The following is a 14889-nucleotide window of genomic DNA, read 5'->3' on the forward strand; positions in this document are numbered from 1 at the left end:
TTAACAACATTATGAACAAGATTATCATAACTATAGCAGCTTTTGTACTTCTGGCCGGCACAACCAGCTGTAAAAAATATCTGGATATAGAACCGGTGGGCCGCGTTATTCCTAAAACGGAAGAAGATTTCAGGGCTTTACTCACAGCTGCTTATGGCACTTTTCCTGAGCATAAATCGCTGCTTTCTGTTCGTACAGATGAATTGATACTGGATGAGTGGGCTACGGATTATTCTGCCCTGCGGGATATTTACACCTGGAAAGATGGCAGCCCCGACCCGGCTACTTTTGAGTTTCCTTACGTAGCTTTTTACAAGGCTATATTTAACGCCAACCACGTAATAGCTGAAATAGAAAATGAGGCCGGTACCACAACAGGTACCGCACAGCTGAAAGGAGAAGCTTACCTGCTGCGTGCTTATGCGCATTTTGAATTGCTGAACCTGTATGCCAAACCTTATAACAAGGCCACAGCAGCTACTGACCGTGGTGTGCCTTTATCGCTTACCATTGATATTGAACAGAACTATGCCCCCTCTACTGTAGAAGTGGTATATGCGCAGATTCTGGCTGATATAGAAGCGGGCCGGTCTCTGCTGAATACGGCTACTTTTGAGGCAGGTAAAAATTACCGCTTTACTACCCGCGCGGCGCTGGCTTTGCTGGCAAGGGTAAGAGAGTTCCGGGGTGAATGGGCACAAGCGCTGGATGCTGCCAAACAGGCGTTGGCGGTTAACAACAAGCTGGAAGACCTGAATACCTCTACCCGTTTACCTAATCACTACCAGAGTGTAGAAAACATCATGTCTATGGAGTCGGCTTTCAATATCCGTGCTGCTTCTATGATCTCTGACCATCTGCTGGGTATTTACGACCGTACCAACGACCTGCGTTTTCCGTTGTATTTCAGCCGCTCGGGTGGTGATTATGTATCCATCAAAGGCAATAATGATGCGTTGAAAATCTCTTTTCGCAATGGAGAACTTTATCTCATACAGGCAGAAGCTTCGCTGCAAACAGACGATATAGCGCTGGCCCGTCAGAGCCTGCTGGCCCTGAAAGCCAAACGTATTAAGTCCGCGCTGTACGCAACAGAAGAAACCAGAATAAACGCGTTGGAAAAAGCACCCCTGCTGGCTGAAATACTGGCAGAGCGCGAAAGAGAACTGGCGCTGGAAGGCCACCGCTGGTACGATTTGCGCCGCTACGGACAGCCAACACTTACCCATGAAACAGGTGGCAATACGGGTACTTTACTGGTAAACGACCCCCGTTACACGCTCCGTTTCCCTCAATCGGCCGTTGCCAATAACCCCAATCTGTTCTAAGCTTTCCCTTTCAACAGCTTGATTACATAGTACCAACTCCGGCCAGGCATTAACCCGGCCGGAGTTTTTTATATTTGTGCTGTGGGGCGGTATTACCGTTCTAACAGTATCCGTAACTATGTAACCCTTCAGGCATGAAAGTATTGATTATTGAAGATGAGGAACTGGCAGCTGCTACCCTTCGGAATATGCTTCGCCGTATTGATCCGCAAATAGAAGTAATGGCCAGCCTGGAAACAGTGGCCGCCTCTGTAAAATGGCTACAGCAACAGCAACCTGATCTTATTTTCATGGATATTCACCTGGGCGATGGGGAAAGCTTTGGCATTTTCCGGGAGGTTATAGTCAGTTGCCCGGTAATTTTTACCACTGCCTACGATCAGTATACACTGCAGGCTTTTAAGCATCAAGGCATTGATTACCTGTTAAAGCCTTTTGATGAGGTGGATGTAAGGGCTGCGCTGGATAAACTGGCCGCTATACGCCGGTCTGCTACACCTGCCGACGCTACACCTGCTACTGCTACGCCCACCGCTACTACTACGTCCGCACTGCCCGCTCCGGTAGCCGGAAAACTCCGCAATCGATTTATGATACGGCTGGGTAACCTTATCAAAACCGTTCAGATGGATGAAGTGGCCTGGTTTATGGCTTCTGATAAATACCTGTTTATGGTTACGAAAGATCAGCAACGGTATATTATTGAAGAAACCATCAGTAGTCTGGAACCCCAGCTGAACCCCGAAACCTTTTTCCGCATCAACAGAAAATTTATCATCAGCATTCACGCCATCCGCGAAATGCACCGGTTGCCGCGCAACCGGGTAAGCATTGTACTTAATCCACCTCCGCAGGAGAGCATGGATATTATAGTGAGCGAGGAGCGGGCGGAAGAGTTTAAGCAGTGGCTGAATTTGTAACAATGCCGTTTGTGCATTACCCCGTTACCTCTGCATAGCAAAGTTGTATGTACTTTTCCAGTGCTGCCTTGTTCACATTTTGGCCAATAAATACCAGTCTTGATTGCCGCTTTTCATCGGCCTGCCATTTGGCGCCAGGTACCCAGCAGTGCGTGCCTGCTACTGACTGTAAAATCATCCGGTGTTCCAGATCGTCAGCGTATACAAAACCTTTAATACGGTAAAGGGTATTGCCAAAAGTGTTACTCAGCGTGTTCAGCAGAAAATTGAAGGCTGAAAAATCCAGTGGTTGCTCCAGTGTAAAACTGGCGGACTTAATTTTTTCGTGTGTCAATCCTGTTTCCTGGCTGGCGCGTGTTGTGGCTTGTACCATTTTGTCGCTGCGGTAAGCAAACAGTTGCAGAATGTCGCAATCAGCCGTAACGCCATAATTGCTTTCATGTATCGTTGCCATCGGGTTAACACCAGCAAGCAGGTTCTTTACCATTTCCATTGAGTTGGCGGTGGTTAGCATATCTGTTTTGGTAAGCAGCAACACGTCTGCAAAAGCTACCTGCCGGCCTGCTTCCTCTGTGTCCATCAGTTGCTGAGCTATGTGTGCGGTATCTACCATGCAAACCACAGCATCTATAAAGCACTTTTCCTGCACCATAGGGTCCATAAGGCTGGCTGCAATGGCGGCGGGATCTGCCACGCCGGTTGCTTCTATAATAATATGGTTAAATGCTTCTTCATTTTCCAGAAGCTGTGCTACTGCTTCTGATAAAGCACTGTTGTGCGTACAGCAAATGCAACCTGCACTGATGGTTCTGATGGCGGCAACAGCATCGTTATTCAACAGGTCTGCATCAAAAGCATAATTCGAAAATTCGTTTTCAATAACAGCAATCTTTTTATCCTGCCTGCTTTGCAGCAGGTAATTCAGCAGGGTTGTTTTGCCACTGCCTAAAAAACCTGTAAGAATGGTAATCGGTACTCTCTCGTCTTTCATTGCATCATGCTTTACTGCTGGCAAAAAACTGCCACACACTATTTCTGGTGCAAATATGACTAAAAAAGCATTGCCTGCTGCCAGGCAACGCTTAACCGGGGGATTATTTAATTTCTATGGATACATCCTGAAATGGTCGCTGTATTTTGGCCCGATGGGTGAAATTCGTTCCTGCTATTTACCAGATATTGAGTGGAATTTAAAAGCGCATGTAATTTCTGGTATCGGACTTCTTCTTGTGCTGTTAACGCAGCGCCATTTTTCTTCCTGTCTTTTAACTGATCTAAATCTTTCTGCTGGGTTATCAGATCGTCTTCATATTCCTGTCCTCTTTGAAAAGAATAGGTTTCTATGTAATCAAATTCAAGTTTGTTGATGTATTCCGGGGTATTTACAGATATTGCTTCCATTTTATAAATATAGGATAGCTTAGATGATAATTTTAAGTAACAACATTTACAGCATAACTCATGCAGGACATTCCATATAAATATAGGTTAAGGCCAGCCTACGGCTCAGACAAGTTGTTGCTGGAGTTTTCTATAGACAAGCCGGATGGTAAATTTGAGAAAGCTTTGTTTTCAGCGTTGGAAAGCATACATCCTGTTATTGAAGATATAGCAGACCTGTGGATGAATGACGAGGTGTTGCTGACTGTTGCTACTGATAGGGGCAGCTTTTTGTATTCCAAAGATATTTGGGGTTTTGCATTCATCATGGCAGAAGAGAATCAGGACTGCATTTTAAAAATTGATGCAATTCTGAATACAAGCAGCTTTTTTCAAAAAGAAGAGGTAGACTACGGGATGTACAAAACACCCCGTAGCTAACCGCAACTTCGCTGTCATATAGTTATCTGCCAGGGCAGGAGGCGAAATTTTATACATTACTTACCTGCTTTCGCCGCATAATCAATCACCAACTGGCAAAACGTTTTCACCCCCACATCCAGCTTAGAGTCATCTATGTAAAAATCCGGTGTATGGTGGGCCGCTGCTTTGGCCGGGTCCTGGTCCAGAGGCATACCGCCCAGGAAAAAGAAAAAGGCGGGTGCTTTATCTCCAAAGAAGGAGAAGTCTTCGGCGCCGGTGGTCCAGTCGCTTTCTTTTACATGGTCTTTGCCCGCAGCGGCTTCCAGTGAGGGTAGCATGCGTTTTACCAGTTCGGGATTGTTATAGGTAACTTCTGTTTTGGTGGTTACGGAAAAATTGGCGGTGGCTCCGGAAGCTTCGGCTATTTTGGTGGCGGTTAGTTGCATTTTTTCGTGCACCTGTTTTTGCATTGCGCCATCCAGGGTGCGTATGGTGCCTTCCATCAGCAGGTCTTCCGGTATAATGTTGTTACGCACGCCGCTGTGTATTTTGCCTACAGTAATTACTACGGGTGCTTTGGTAAGTTCTGCCTGGCGGCTTACAATGGTTTGGAAGCCCTGTATAATCTGTGCAGCTACCACCACAGGGTCTATGCCCGACCAGGGCTGTGAACCATGCGATTGTTTGCCTTTTACCTGTACGCTAAACCAATCGCTGGAAGCCATTACGGCGCCTGATTTGTATTTAATGGTGCCCACAGGTGTCTGGGAGTTGATATGTAACCCGAATATGGCGTCTACCTTTGGGTTGTCCATAACGCCTTCTTTAATCATCAGTGGCGCGCCGCCTTCCTCATCACCGGGAGGGCCTTCTTCCGCAGGTTGGAATATAAATTTTATGGTGCCGTGCAGGTCTTTCTGCATGCTGCTGAGTACCGTAGCAGTGCCCAGCAGTATGGCCACGTGTGAGTCATGCCCGCAGGCGTGCATTACCGGTACTTTCTGGCCCAGGTATTCGGCGGAGTCTACTGATTTAAAAGGGATAGAGGCACGTTCTTTTACCGGCAGGGCATCCATATCGGCACGCAGTGCTACTACGGGGCCGGGTTTGCCGCCTTTCAACAGTGCTACCACACCGGTTTTGCCTACGCCGGTTTTAACTTCCAGCCCCAGTTGTTGTAAACGGGCTGCTACAAAGGCAGCAGTATGGTATTCCCGGTTAGAGAGTTCGGGGTTCTGATGCAGGTGTCTGCGCCAGGCTACCACAGAGTCTTTGACCTGGGCAACTTTTGAATCCAATGCAGTGGTTTGCCCATAGGAGAGCAGAGGTGTAGCTGAAAATAGCAGCAGCACAAAGCGATACTTCATAAGCGGATGCAGTTTGTATAAATATATTGAAAATATCTATACTGTGGCGGATGGGTCGGCTGCCAGCAGCTGATCCAGCCTGGCACCTATGCCTTCGCCTTTCATAGCGGTTTCTATTTCCTCAAAACGTCCTTTGCCTACGGTTTTCTGAATCCTACCTTCCTTCAGGTGGTGCAGGTGATCGCAGGAATCGTTGAGTGTAGAAAAGATGTGCGAACTCATTACTACTATTTTGTTGGCCTGTTTCAATCGGGCAATGATTTCGCGGATAATGATATTGCTGTGTATATCCACACCGTTAAACGGTTCATCCAGTATAAACAACTCATTCTGCTGTATCAGCAGGCCGGTAATAGCCAGCTTTTTCTGCATACCGGTGGAGTAGTTTTCAGCATATTCCTCCAGCGGCAGGTCAAACACATTGCCGGCTTCTATATCGGTGCCGTAGCGGCCTCTGGCATGGGCCATAAGCTGTAAGTATTCTTTGCCGGTAAGGCGCGAGAGAAAGTAAGGTGTAGCAGGTAAAAAGCCGGTTACATTTTTCAGCAGCCCACTGCCTTCATAACGGATGGTACCCGTATATTTTTTCAAGCCAGCCAGGCATTTAAACAGCGTGGTTTTACCCGCTCCGTTTTCACCGGCTATGCCGTTTACTTCACCACGTTTCAGCTCCAGGTGAATGTTCTGTAAAACGGTGTGTTCACCATAGCTTTTATTCAGGGCTTCAATGGTAATCATGTAAGATAGGGGTTAAGCTGTGCAGCAGCACGTTTAAAATAGTAAGGAATAAACAACAACAGCAGCGGAGGGCAAACCAACGCCACTGCCATGCTGATGAGTTGCGGCAGGCCGGGTTGTGCGGGATAAGCGGAGTACTTTACTACTACGCTCATTAACACGTTCAATATGCCGGCCAGTAACAGCAAACCGGTAATCCATGCCTGTTGCGGATAAAAACCGCTGAGCAATAAGGTAATGGGTAAACACAATAATAGCGTATGGTACAAGGCTGTTTTTATTTTAGCCAGCAACAGTTGCTTTGGGGTTAAGGCATATACCCATACGTAAAAATCCGGTTCCGGCTGTGTGTAAAAGCCCATACACTGCAACAGCAACGCGGCTAAGGCAACCAGCGAAAGATTGTAGTTATCTACATACAATCCAATACCGGTAAGCACCAGCGCGATTAATATTACCCACCACTGACGGCGAAAACCTGTAGTAAACTCAAACGGCTGCTTTGAAAAAGGTGTGGGTATTACCCGGGCGGAGTGGCGAAGCTGGTTGATGCGCGATAATACTATGCTAACAGCTATCACTGCCAGTGCAGCTAACCACTGCCGGTATACCAGCAGCATGATACTGAAAGGAGCTGCCAGCAACAGGTTCTCTGCCAAACGTACCCGATGGTATTGTTGAATAGCAAACAGTGTTCGCAAAAAGTTATTCCGTTCTGCTGCACCCAGCGGCACCAGGCTCATTAGCGCAAAAAGTAGATACAGGTAAGGGGCGTAAGGAGTGCGCGCAAACAACAGCACGGTCAGTGCAGGAAAGCCGATAAGTATACCGGCTAAACCTGCATAAGAAGGCACACCAAACGCCTGTATACCGCGCAGCAGGCGGCGATACTGAATCTGAAAGTAAGTTTTCATTTTACAGCGCGCCTTTACCTATTACAGTCCAATCCTCGTGTCCATGGCCTTTTTCAATCCACTTGTCCATCTCCACTGCAATAGCAGGTATCACGGCCAGGTGGGTGCCGGTTTGTTCGGCTGCATCCAGAAACAACTGAGTATCCTTACGGGCCATACTCAGCTCCCAGGAGGGTTTGTCGTATTTGCCGCCGCCCATGCGTTGCAGCCTGGCGGGCAGCATTGCGCCGGGGTTCCAGTTATCAAAAAGCGTAGCTACTTCGTTAAAGGAAATGTTTAAACCTTTGGCCATTGCCAGGGTATCGGCAATGCCTGCGGTAAAGGTTACCAGAAACAGGTTGCCTATCAGTTTCATGCCTGCGGCCTTGCCTTCCTCTTCACCAAAGTTCAGCAGTTTACCGGTCATAGAGGCCAGTACCGGTTCCAGCTGTTGTATTACTTCCTGGTTGCCGGATACCAGCATAAAACCGGTACTTTCCAGTGCATTTACCGGGCCCATAAATACCGGCGCATGCAAATAGGTGTAACCCAGTTGCTTCCAGGCTGCGGTTCGCTGGGCGGCACCCTGTGCAGAGGTAGTGGTATGATCTATAATAACAGCGCCGGGTTGCAGGGCCGGACGGGCCATGGCCAGCACTTCATTTACAGAGGTATCATCTTTCAGGGTCAGGTGTATTCTTTCCGCGCCATGTACAGCGGCAGCCACATCGGTAAATGCTTTGGCCCCTGCTGACTCCAGTTCTTTTGCTTTAGAGGGCGTGCGGTTCCATACCTGTACTTCATTTCCTTTTTTCAGGAGCGCTTTCACAAAATTGGCTCCTAACAATCCCGTTCCTAAAAATGCGATCATCGGTTATTCTTTCGATAAAGATAACAACAACCGGTTACCTTTTTCATCTACGCTGTAGAGCCCTTCCCGGTTAATCAGCAAGGCAGCGTGGTGACCTTCATGCTGGTTTACATCTATCCCCAGTACTTTGCCGTGGTAGCGGATGGCCAGGGTGGTATCGGTAATGGTGTGGCCTACCACAATAGTGCGGCAATGGTATTGTTGCAGGGTACTATCTACCACTGCTTCGTCCAGCGCCGGGCTGGCAAAATAGCCACGGTACCAGAAAGGCGACCGGCTGTCGAAAAAGCATTGCAGCGAATCGGGAATGTTTTTGCGGGCAGCCGCATACCAGGGGCGGCACAGGGTGTTGATTTGCTCCGGGGTATGGTTCATACGCAGTACATCGGGAGATAATCCGGCGTGCATAAACAGATAACTGCCGGTTCGTTCTATAATATTCTTGCTGCGCAGCCACCGGCCCAGCTCGGCATCTTCATCAAACAGGGTACGGATATCTCTTCCCAATGTCCACGCGTGTTTAAAAAAGCGGGCATCGGTATAGCGGTAATCGCCGTTCAGCTGCATAATATCGTGATTGCCCAGTAATACCTGTACAAAACCACCGGCCGCGTGGGCTTTTTCTTCCAGGCTGTACAGCAGCCATAACCAGGGTAGTACATCCACACCACGGTCAAACAAATCGCCGGCTACTACCAGGTGCCCTTTGCCAAAGGTCCAGTTGTATTGGCTGTCTATAACATTACCTGATATCAGTAACGCGCGTCCGGCGGCAAACTCGCCTTCTATGTCAGACAGGGCAAAAAGCTGCTCCGGCATTTCGTATTCTGCTGGTGGAATGGGGGCGTCATGTAACTGAACGGTAAAGTTCCATTCGGGGTGGTTGGCTACGGGCACCGTAAAGGTATTACTGCCGGGGCCGCTGCGACGTATCAGGCGTGCGCTGCTCCGCAAAACATCGCCCTGTTGCAACAGGGTAAATGCCACGGCCGTGTCTTTATTGGGGCAATAAATGTATGGGCCATCAACAGGCTCTTGCGCCGTCAGGTGTAAACAGGTCAGCAGGGCAGGAATGATCAATAGTTTCATACCTAAAGAACAGGTAGAAACCCAAAGCGTAACAATTAATCCTGCTGGTAAGCGCCGTCCATATCTTTAAAAGCCCACAGTGCCATCGCATTAATTACCGGCAATAAGCCCTGTCCACCACCGCTGAGGCGGTAAGTAACAAAGGGCGGCACCACCGGTTTGGATTCACGTATTACCAGCCGGTCGGCTTCCAGTTGTTTCAATTGCTGTATCAATACCTTTTCGGTAATGGCCGGAATGGCGCGTTTCAGTTCGCTATAGCGTTTATCACCCTCAGAAAGATGGTACAGGATAATGGGTTTCCAGTAGCCGCCTATTTTTTCCATTACGTAGGTAACCGGGCATTTTTCCAGTGCAAACTGCTTGTTCTGCTGTATGGTAGAAGATTCTTTAACAACTGTCATATACACCTACTTTGGGGTAAGTACTTGTAAAAAAGTAAGTGTAAAGGTAGCTTTGCTTCAGCAAATAAAAAACAGCAGTATATGAAAGTGATTATTACAGGTTCATTAGGAAATACGGGTAAACCGCTGGCAGAAAAACTGATAGCAGCGGGTTATGATGTAACGGTTATCAGCAGCAACGGAGATAAAAAATCAGCCATAGAAGCGCTGGGTGCCAGAGCGGCTATTGGGTCGGTGTCAGATGCTGTTTTTTTACAGCAGGTATTCACCGGTGCAGATGCGGTATTTGCTATGACGCCTCCTAATATGGGCGGTGCCAACGTAATTGCCAATACCGCCGCAGCGGGTAAAGCATTTGCCACCGCTATTACGGCTGCCGGCGTGCGCAGGGTAGTAATGCTCAGCAGCATAGGGGCCGATCTGGCCAGTGGTAACGGGCCTATTGCAGGCATACATCCTATTGAGCAATTGTACAATGCACTGGAAGGCGTATCAGTTACCTTTCTGCGTGCCGGTTATTTTTATCTCAACTTTTACAATGATGTACCGCTGATTAAAGGCATGGGCATTATGGGCGCTAACTTTCCCGCCACACTGGCGTTGCCGCTGGTACACCCGGCGGATATAGCCACCGCAGCGGCAGAAGAACTGCAACAACCTGGTACCGGTAAAAATGTACGTTATGTGGTAAGCGGCGTGTATACACCGGCTGAGGTAGCTAAAGCATTGGGCACTGCTATTGGTAAACCTGAACTGCCATGGGTAGAGTTTACCGATGAACAATCGCTCCAGGGTATGGCACAGGCAGGTATACCACAGGAAATAGCTGCACTATATACCGAAATGGGCGTGGGTTTACGCACCGGTAAAATTCAGGCTGATTTTGAAAAGAACGGATCACCGGTAACAGGCGCTACCAAACTGGAAGATTTTGCCAAAGAGTTTGCGCAGAAGTTCTAAAAACTAAAGAGGATACCCCGGCAGTTATATCTCCGGGGTACTCGTTTAAATTATGATAGTGAATAACTGCCAATTTCCAACTATCAACTCCCAACTATCACTATTCCATCACCAGCGTGAAAGTAGCAGTAAGGCTGATATTATTAGTGGTAACCGCTTCAACCGTTAAGGTATAACTACCTGCCGTAAGCGTGCCATTAGAAGCTACAGCCACGGCACCGGTGCTGCTGTTTACGCTGAACAGTTTATTGGTATCTGTAAAAGCAGTACCATCTTTGGTAATGCTGCTGATGTTGAAACTGCCTTTATACTTTGCCGGGTTGAAAGCAGGTGCGGGCGAGTTATAAGCATTGCCCAAGCCGATGACTACCCGGTTGGTAACTACCGATAAATCATACTCTGCGTAATAAGTGCCGTAAAAGAATTTAGGTTTGGGTAGCAGTACCGCTCTGAACTGTCTGCGGGCAATAGTATAACCATCTTTACTCAGGGTAGGAATGAGGTCGTAGGTCCACTCTGCTTTTTTCGCCGGGTCGCCTGCGCCTTTTGCAATTACTACCTGGTTGCCGGTTAACCATACATTATTGTCTTCACGGCCGTTTTGAAACAGTTCCAGAATAGTTTTACTGGTATCGGTTTTTAAAAAGTCCACAGTATACTTTACACTGGTATCGCTGTACAGGCTATAACCATAAGGTATATTATCATTGCCACCGATTTCTTTAATACCCAGCTGTGCCGGAAGTATTTTCAGCTTAAAGCTTTTGCTTACCCCTTTTAACCCGTTACCGGTGTTTACCAGTAACGAAATATCATAGGTATCGGGCAGTCTGTTTTTGTAAAAAGCAGAATACATATTGTTAGGGTACAGCATACCTGTTCTGATGGTCATTTGCTGTGCATTAACCGTTATGGCTTTGCGTATCAGTACATCCAGAGAATCAATAGCCAGTACTTTCTGGTTAGGGCTGTTTAGTTGAAGCGAAAGAGAAATGCCGGGTATGCGGGCATAATCTTCCGGCAGGGTAAAGCGCAGGGTATCACCATACACAGCAGTAACAGAATCGGGTAGTGAAACGGGGGCTACATACCCATTTACGGTATACTCTTTCCGGCAGCTGGTAATCAGTAATACAAGGGCATAAAGGGCCAGTACGTTTCTGGAACGAAAAACGTTAATCATTGTTTGTTGTTTAAATATGTATAAAAGGAATGGTTTACACGAAGAACTCGTTGGTAAAGGTGTGCCCGCCCTGCATCTGCGCTACTTCTGCATCGGTACACAGGCAGGCTTCCAGTTCTGTGGTTATGATAGCCTGGTTCATATGCTGGCCAATAATCACCAGTTCATTCAGGCGATCACCAAAATGTTTATGCCATCTGCTTTCAATCTGTTGCTGGTTGTTAACAAAATCAGAGTAATGTATCCGTTCACTGTAAGGCATGCTGGCCCACCATACGCCGGCACTCTCTGTACGCAGGCTGCCACCCGCCTGATTAAAATGTAGTGCGTTGGCAGGGCGGGAGGCCAGCCAGAACAAACCCTTACTGCGGATAATAGTATTGTGCCACTGCTGTTGCATATAGTTCCATAACCGTTGCGGATGAAAGGGGCGCTGGTTGCGGAACACAAAACTGCTGATGCCGTAGGTTTCTGTTTCGGGCGTGTGATGGTGTGCCTGTGCCTCCTGCTGCCAGGCATCGGTCTGACTACTTTTATCGGCATCAAACAGGCCGGTATGCAATATATCTGCAAGGGCTACTTTGCCAAAAGCGGCAGTGATAATGCGCGCTTCGGGGTTTAGCTGCTGTATCATGGTGCGTATCATACCCGATTGCTCCGGTGTAACCAGATCTGTTTTGTTCAGTACAATTACGTTGGCAAATTCCAGCTGATCGGTTAGCAGGTCTACCAGCATCCGCCTGTCTTCCGGCATATCCGTTACCTTTCTGTCCTGCAATGTATCTGTGCCTGCAAAGTCATGTATAAAGCTATAGCAATCTACTACCGTTACCAGTGTATCCAACTGGCTGATGGCGCTCAGGTCTATGCCCTGTGCTTCATCGCGGTAAGTGAATGTTTGCGCTACCGGTAGCGGTTCGCTTATGCCCGAGCTTTCTATCAGCAGGTAATCAAACCGGCCTTCTGCCGCCAGCTTCTGTACTTCCACCAGCAGGTCTTCACGCAATGTACAGCATATACAGCCATTACTCATTTCCACCAGTTTTTCTTCGGTGCGGTGTAATGTATGCTCCCGTTTTATCACCTGCGCATCTACGTTCACTTCGCTCATGTCGTTCACAATCACCGCTACACGCAGCCCTTCCTTATTATGTAGCACATGGTTCAGCAGTGTGGTTTTTCCAGATCCGAGGAAGCCACTTAATACCGTTACGGGTAATTTCATTTTTGCAACGTTTTTGCAAATGTAGTTTTAAAATGCAATTTCGTTGCAAAATATTGTGCGCTATTTTTTGCTGGTTTTATACCGCCGCAACCGGGTGAAGGCATTGCTCCAGCAAAGGGGCTATAGCTTCATAAGGCCGGTTGCCTGTTACTACCAGTGCTTTTTTGTTATACGCACTGCTGATAACCAGGGTGGGGAAGCGGTTGATGTTACGATAGCTCACTTCATGCAAATCGGCTTTAAATGCATCTATTACGGTGGGGGCGGTTAGTTCCTTTGTAAACCGTTCATAGTTTAATATGTCAGCAGGCATTGCTGCAGCTGTTTCCAGTAGTATCTCTTTACGGGCAATATTCTTTTGTTGGGTCATTACGGCTTCCCGCAACGCATATAAGTAAGCATCTTCTGCTTCGGGCGATTGACGGGCGGCGCACTTCACCGCCACGCAGGCGGGATAGGAGGAAGCAGGTGGATCGGTAAACCAGATACGATCGTTAAAGGTAGCGCCGGATAATTGCCTGGCCTGCATCCATATGGGGCCCATTTGTATAGGGCGGGTTACGGCGTTCAACGTGTCCTGGTAGCTATTCCAGTTCGCCAGCAATCCGCCCATGCAGTAACGCCTGCTTATGGGAAATTGCTGTTGTATCTGTTGCCATGTTTTTTCAAAGGCCCAGCTCCAGCAGCAGAGCGGATCGGTATAGTAAACAATCTGTAACCGATCCGCCGCCGTGTTGGAGTGTGCGGTATTAACTGGATTTTTTGCGTTTGGTTCCTTTGCCATTACCGGTGGTGTTGGTTTGTTGATCTACTGCACTCTGGCTCCATACCTGCGGACCCAATGGTACTGCGGTGTTTATTTCTTCGCTGCGTTCTATACTCAATTCTGTATCTAAAGTCTGTATACCTTCCAGGGTGCGGGCGGTGCCTTCCGGTTCTTTGGTAAGCAGACCATTGGTTTCCAGTACATATTGTACAGGATCATCAATATACTGCCAGGTTTCGCCCAACTGACTGCTTTCGCCCTGGTTCCATGGTCCGCGTACGGCAGAACCGTTAGACATATTGAAGTACAGGTTGCTGTAACGCGGATCGCTTTGTAACACGGCTGGTGGAAAATTAGGCTGTATCGTTTCCAGCGCCGCTTCAAACATCTGATAGTGCGCTACCTCCCGCGTCATTAAAAAGTTCAATGTTTCTTTTACATACGGATCATCGGTAAACTGTAACAGATATTCATACGTAATTTTAGCGCGCGATTCTGCAGCTATGTTAGAGCGCAGATCGGTAGTCAGGTCGCCATTACAATCGCCGTTAATGTACGCAGCGGTCCACGGCACTCCCTGACTGTTTGTATACGCCGGTGTGCCACCGCTGGAGGTAAGAAATTGAGGGGCTACAATAGCCTGATGAATAAATTCTTCTTTCGCTTTTTTGCCGTTCAGCAACTGCATAATCTCTGATTCGTCAGCGGCCTTCTTTAAATCGCCGTTAACTCCCTGTAACAGCATCTGAATGGTAGCGCCTACAATTTCAAGGTGGCTGAACTCTTCCGTGGCAATATCCATCAGCAGATCGTACTTGTCAGGAAAAGGTGTGCGTGCTCCAAATGCCTGTCCAAAATAACGCAGGGCGGCTGCCAGTTCTCCATTGGCACCTCCAAACTGCTCCAGTAACAACGTAGCGAAACCCGGATCTGGTTTAGATACCCGGGCGTTAAACTGTAACTCTTTTACGTGATAAAACATAAGGTGGAATTTATATAGGTGATTACAAAATATTCCCCGGCATATACAGAATGTCAGGGGCTGATATATCCGTTACTGCATATGTTAAAAAAGTTATGCCACGTGGGTGTTGGGGAGTGGATGTATCGTTCGCGGTGGAAGCAAAGGAAATTTTACGGGATGCTTCCACTTTTAAGTTGGGGTATGGGGTACTGTTGGGGAACCGGATTGTATGGAATGATCTTTATGTATTCTTCTGCATCCGGTTATTTAAAAAGAAAGTATATGGTTATACCTTTCATTGCAGTAGTCCTGGTAATTGTTATCGTAATAGTATTCTTAACCAGTCAGGCAAAGAAAACCGATAAGGGAAACAGGCCT

Annotated in this window: 16 protein-coding genes; 4 read left to right on the forward strand and 12 right to left on the reverse strand. The window is 47.7% G+C overall.

Annotated elements, in window-relative coordinates:
• Nucleotides 1-11: 11 nt before the first annotated feature.
• Complete coding sequence (locus IEY13_RS13955; RefSeq protein WP_188953109.1) at nt 12-1328, forward strand: RagB/SusD family nutrient uptake outer membrane protein; 1317 nt, start codon at nt 12-14, stop codon at nt 1326-1328.
• A gap of 134 nt (nt 1329-1462) precedes the next feature.
• Nucleotides 1463-2248 (forward strand): LytR/AlgR family response regulator transcription factor, encoded by a 786-nt coding sequence (locus tag IEY13_RS13960; protein ID WP_188953111.1) that lies wholly within the window; start codon nt 1463-1465, stop codon nt 2246-2248.
• Nucleotides 2249-2264: 16 nt separating this feature from the next.
• Here the strand turns inward: IEY13_RS13960 and IEY13_RS13965 are convergent, their stop codons facing one another.
• Nucleotides 2265-3239 carry a CobW family GTP-binding protein gene (locus IEY13_RS13965; RefSeq protein ID WP_188953113.1) on the reverse strand — a complete coding sequence of 325 codons (975 nt, stop codon included), beginning with the start codon at nt 3237-3239 and terminating at the stop codon, nt 2265-2267.
• Nucleotides 3240-3346: 107 nt separating this feature from the next.
• Nucleotides 3347-3649: a hypothetical protein gene (locus IEY13_RS13970; protein WP_188953115.1), complete on the reverse strand. Its 303-nt coding sequence runs from the start codon at nt 3647-3649 to the stop codon at nt 3347-3349.
• Nucleotides 3650-3709: 60 nt separating this feature from the next.
• Here IEY13_RS13970 and IEY13_RS13975 point away from each other — a divergent pair, with 60 nt between their 5' ends.
• On the forward strand, nt 3710-4069 hold the full coding sequence (locus IEY13_RS13975; protein ID WP_229687866.1) for a hypothetical protein: 360 nt from the start codon (nt 3710-3712) through the stop codon (nt 4067-4069).
• Between the two features lie 56 nt (nt 4070-4125).
• Here IEY13_RS13975 and IEY13_RS13980 read toward each other — a convergent pair whose 3' ends face one another.
• From IEY13_RS13980 to IEY13_RS14005, 6 genes are read right to left on the reverse strand one after another with little or no spacing between them, the layout of a single operon-like run.
• Entirely contained in the window at nt 4126-5418 is a 1293-nt protein-coding gene (locus tag IEY13_RS13980) for an amidohydrolase (protein WP_188953118.1), read from the reverse strand.
• A 36-nt stretch (nt 5419-5454) separates the two neighbouring features.
• Nucleotides 5455-6156, reverse strand: a complete 702-nt coding sequence (locus IEY13_RS13985) for an ATP-binding cassette domain-containing protein (RefSeq protein ID WP_188953120.1) — start codon at nt 6154-6156, stop codon at nt 5455-5457.
• Nucleotides 6153-7070, reverse strand: coding sequence for a hypothetical protein (locus IEY13_RS13990; protein WP_188953122.1), 918 nt, complete (start codon nt 7068-7070; stop codon nt 6153-6155). The genes IEY13_RS13985 and IEY13_RS13990 overlap by 4 nt, the downstream gene beginning before the upstream one ends.
• Nucleotide 7071: 1 nt before the next feature.
• The gene (locus IEY13_RS13995; RefSeq protein WP_188953124.1) at nt 7072-7920 is read right to left on the reverse strand and encodes an NAD(P)-dependent oxidoreductase; all 849 of its coding nucleotides are present in this window, start codon (nt 7918-7920) and stop codon (nt 7072-7074) included.
• A 3-nt stretch (nt 7921-7923) separates the two neighbouring features.
• Entirely contained in the window at nt 7924-9009 is a 1086-nt protein-coding gene (locus IEY13_RS14000; RefSeq protein WP_188953126.1) for a metallophosphoesterase, read from the reverse strand.
• A gap of 35 nt (nt 9010-9044) precedes the next feature.
• On the reverse strand, nt 9045-9413 hold the full coding sequence (locus IEY13_RS14005) for a winged helix-turn-helix transcriptional regulator (protein WP_188953128.1): 369 nt from the start codon (nt 9411-9413) through the stop codon (nt 9045-9047).
• 81 nt (nt 9414-9494) lie between these two features.
• Between IEY13_RS14005 and IEY13_RS14010 the strand changes: the two genes are divergently transcribed.
• Complete coding sequence (locus IEY13_RS14010) at nt 9495-10373, forward strand: NmrA family NAD(P)-binding protein (RefSeq protein WP_188953130.1); 879 nt, start codon at nt 9495-9497, stop codon at nt 10371-10373.
• Nucleotides 10374-10473: 100 nt separating this feature from the next.
• On the opposite strand, the gene IEY13_RS14015 is transcribed toward IEY13_RS14010, so the two are convergent.
• From IEY13_RS14015 to IEY13_RS14030, 4 genes are all read right to left on the reverse strand, one after another.
• Nucleotides 10474-11556, reverse strand: a complete 1083-nt coding sequence (locus tag IEY13_RS14015; protein ID WP_188953132.1) for a hypothetical protein — start codon at nt 11554-11556, stop codon at nt 10474-10476.
• Nucleotides 11557-11590: 34 nt separating this feature from the next.
• Entirely contained in the window at nt 11591-12781 is a 1191-nt protein-coding gene (locus IEY13_RS14020; RefSeq protein ID WP_188953134.1) for a GTP-binding protein, read from the reverse strand.
• Nucleotides 12782-12857: 76 nt separating this feature from the next.
• Complete coding sequence (locus IEY13_RS14025; protein WP_188953136.1) at nt 12858-13565, reverse strand: DsbA family protein; 708 nt, start codon at nt 13563-13565, stop codon at nt 12858-12860.
• Complete coding sequence (locus IEY13_RS14030) at nt 13531-14529, reverse strand: manganese catalase family protein (protein WP_188953138.1); 999 nt, start codon at nt 14527-14529, stop codon at nt 13531-13533. The genes IEY13_RS14025 and IEY13_RS14030 overlap by 35 nt, the downstream gene beginning before the upstream one ends.
• Between the last annotated feature and the right edge of the window lie 360 nt (nt 14530-14889).

Source organism: Filimonas zeae (genome assembly GCF_014641615.1).
GTDB classification, from domain to species: Bacteria; Bacteroidota; Bacteroidia; order Chitinophagales; family Chitinophagaceae; genus Filimonas; species Filimonas zeae.

Excerpts from the sequence above, each read along its gene's own strand:
- IEY13_RS14020 (WP_188953134.1), bottom strand. The coding sequence starts at position 12,781 with ATGAAATTACCCGTAACGGTATTAAGTGGCTTCCTCGGATCTGGAAAA.
- IEY13_RS13955 (WP_188953109.1), top strand. The coding sequence starts at position 12 with ATGAACAAGATTATCATAACTATAGCAGCTTTTGTACTTCTGGCCGGC.
- IEY13_RS14000 (WP_188953126.1), bottom strand. The coding sequence starts at position 9,009 with ATGAAACTATTGATCATTCCTGCCCTGCTGACCTGTTTACACCTGACG.
- IEY13_RS14030 (WP_188953138.1), bottom strand. The coding sequence starts at position 14,529 with ATGTTTTATCACGTAAAAGAGTTACAGTTTAACGCCCGGGTATCTAAA.
- IEY13_RS13995 (WP_188953124.1), bottom strand. The coding sequence starts at position 7,920 with ATGATCGCATTTTTAGGAACGGGATTGTTAGGAGCCAATTTTGTGAAA.
- IEY13_RS13970 (WP_188953115.1), bottom strand. The coding sequence starts at position 3,649 with ATGGAAGCAATATCTGTAAATACCCCGGAATACATCAACAAACTTGAA.
- IEY13_RS14005 (WP_188953128.1), bottom strand. The coding sequence starts at position 9,413 with ATGACAGTTGTTAAAGAATCTTCTACCATACAGCAGAACAAGCAGTTT.
- IEY13_RS13960 (WP_188953111.1), top strand. The coding sequence starts at position 1,463 with ATGAAAGTATTGATTATTGAAGATGAGGAACTGGCAGCTGCTACCCTT.
- IEY13_RS14015 (WP_188953132.1), bottom strand. The coding sequence starts at position 11,556 with ATGATTAACGTTTTTCGTTCCAGAAACGTACTGGCCCTTTATGCCCTT.
- IEY13_RS13985 (WP_188953120.1), bottom strand. The coding sequence starts at position 6,156 with ATGATTACCATTGAAGCCCTGAATAAAAGCTATGGTGAACACACCGTT.
- IEY13_RS13980 (WP_188953118.1), bottom strand. The coding sequence starts at position 5,418 with ATGAAGTATCGCTTTGTGCTGCTGCTATTTTCAGCTACACCTCTGCTC.
- IEY13_RS14010 (WP_188953130.1), top strand. The coding sequence starts at position 9,495 with ATGAAAGTGATTATTACAGGTTCATTAGGAAATACGGGTAAACCGCTG.
- IEY13_RS13965 (WP_188953113.1), bottom strand. The coding sequence starts at position 3,239 with ATGAAAGACGAGAGAGTACCGATTACCATTCTTACAGGTTTTTTAGGC.
- IEY13_RS13975 (WP_229687866.1), top strand. The coding sequence starts at position 3,710 with ATGCAGGACATTCCATATAAATATAGGTTAAGGCCAGCCTACGGCTCA.
- IEY13_RS14025 (WP_188953136.1), bottom strand. The coding sequence starts at position 13,565 with ATGGCAAAGGAACCAAACGCAAAAAATCCAGTTAATACCGCACACTCC.
- IEY13_RS13990 (WP_188953122.1), bottom strand. The coding sequence starts at position 7,070 with ATGAAAACTTACTTTCAGATTCAGTATCGCCGCCTGCTGCGCGGTATA.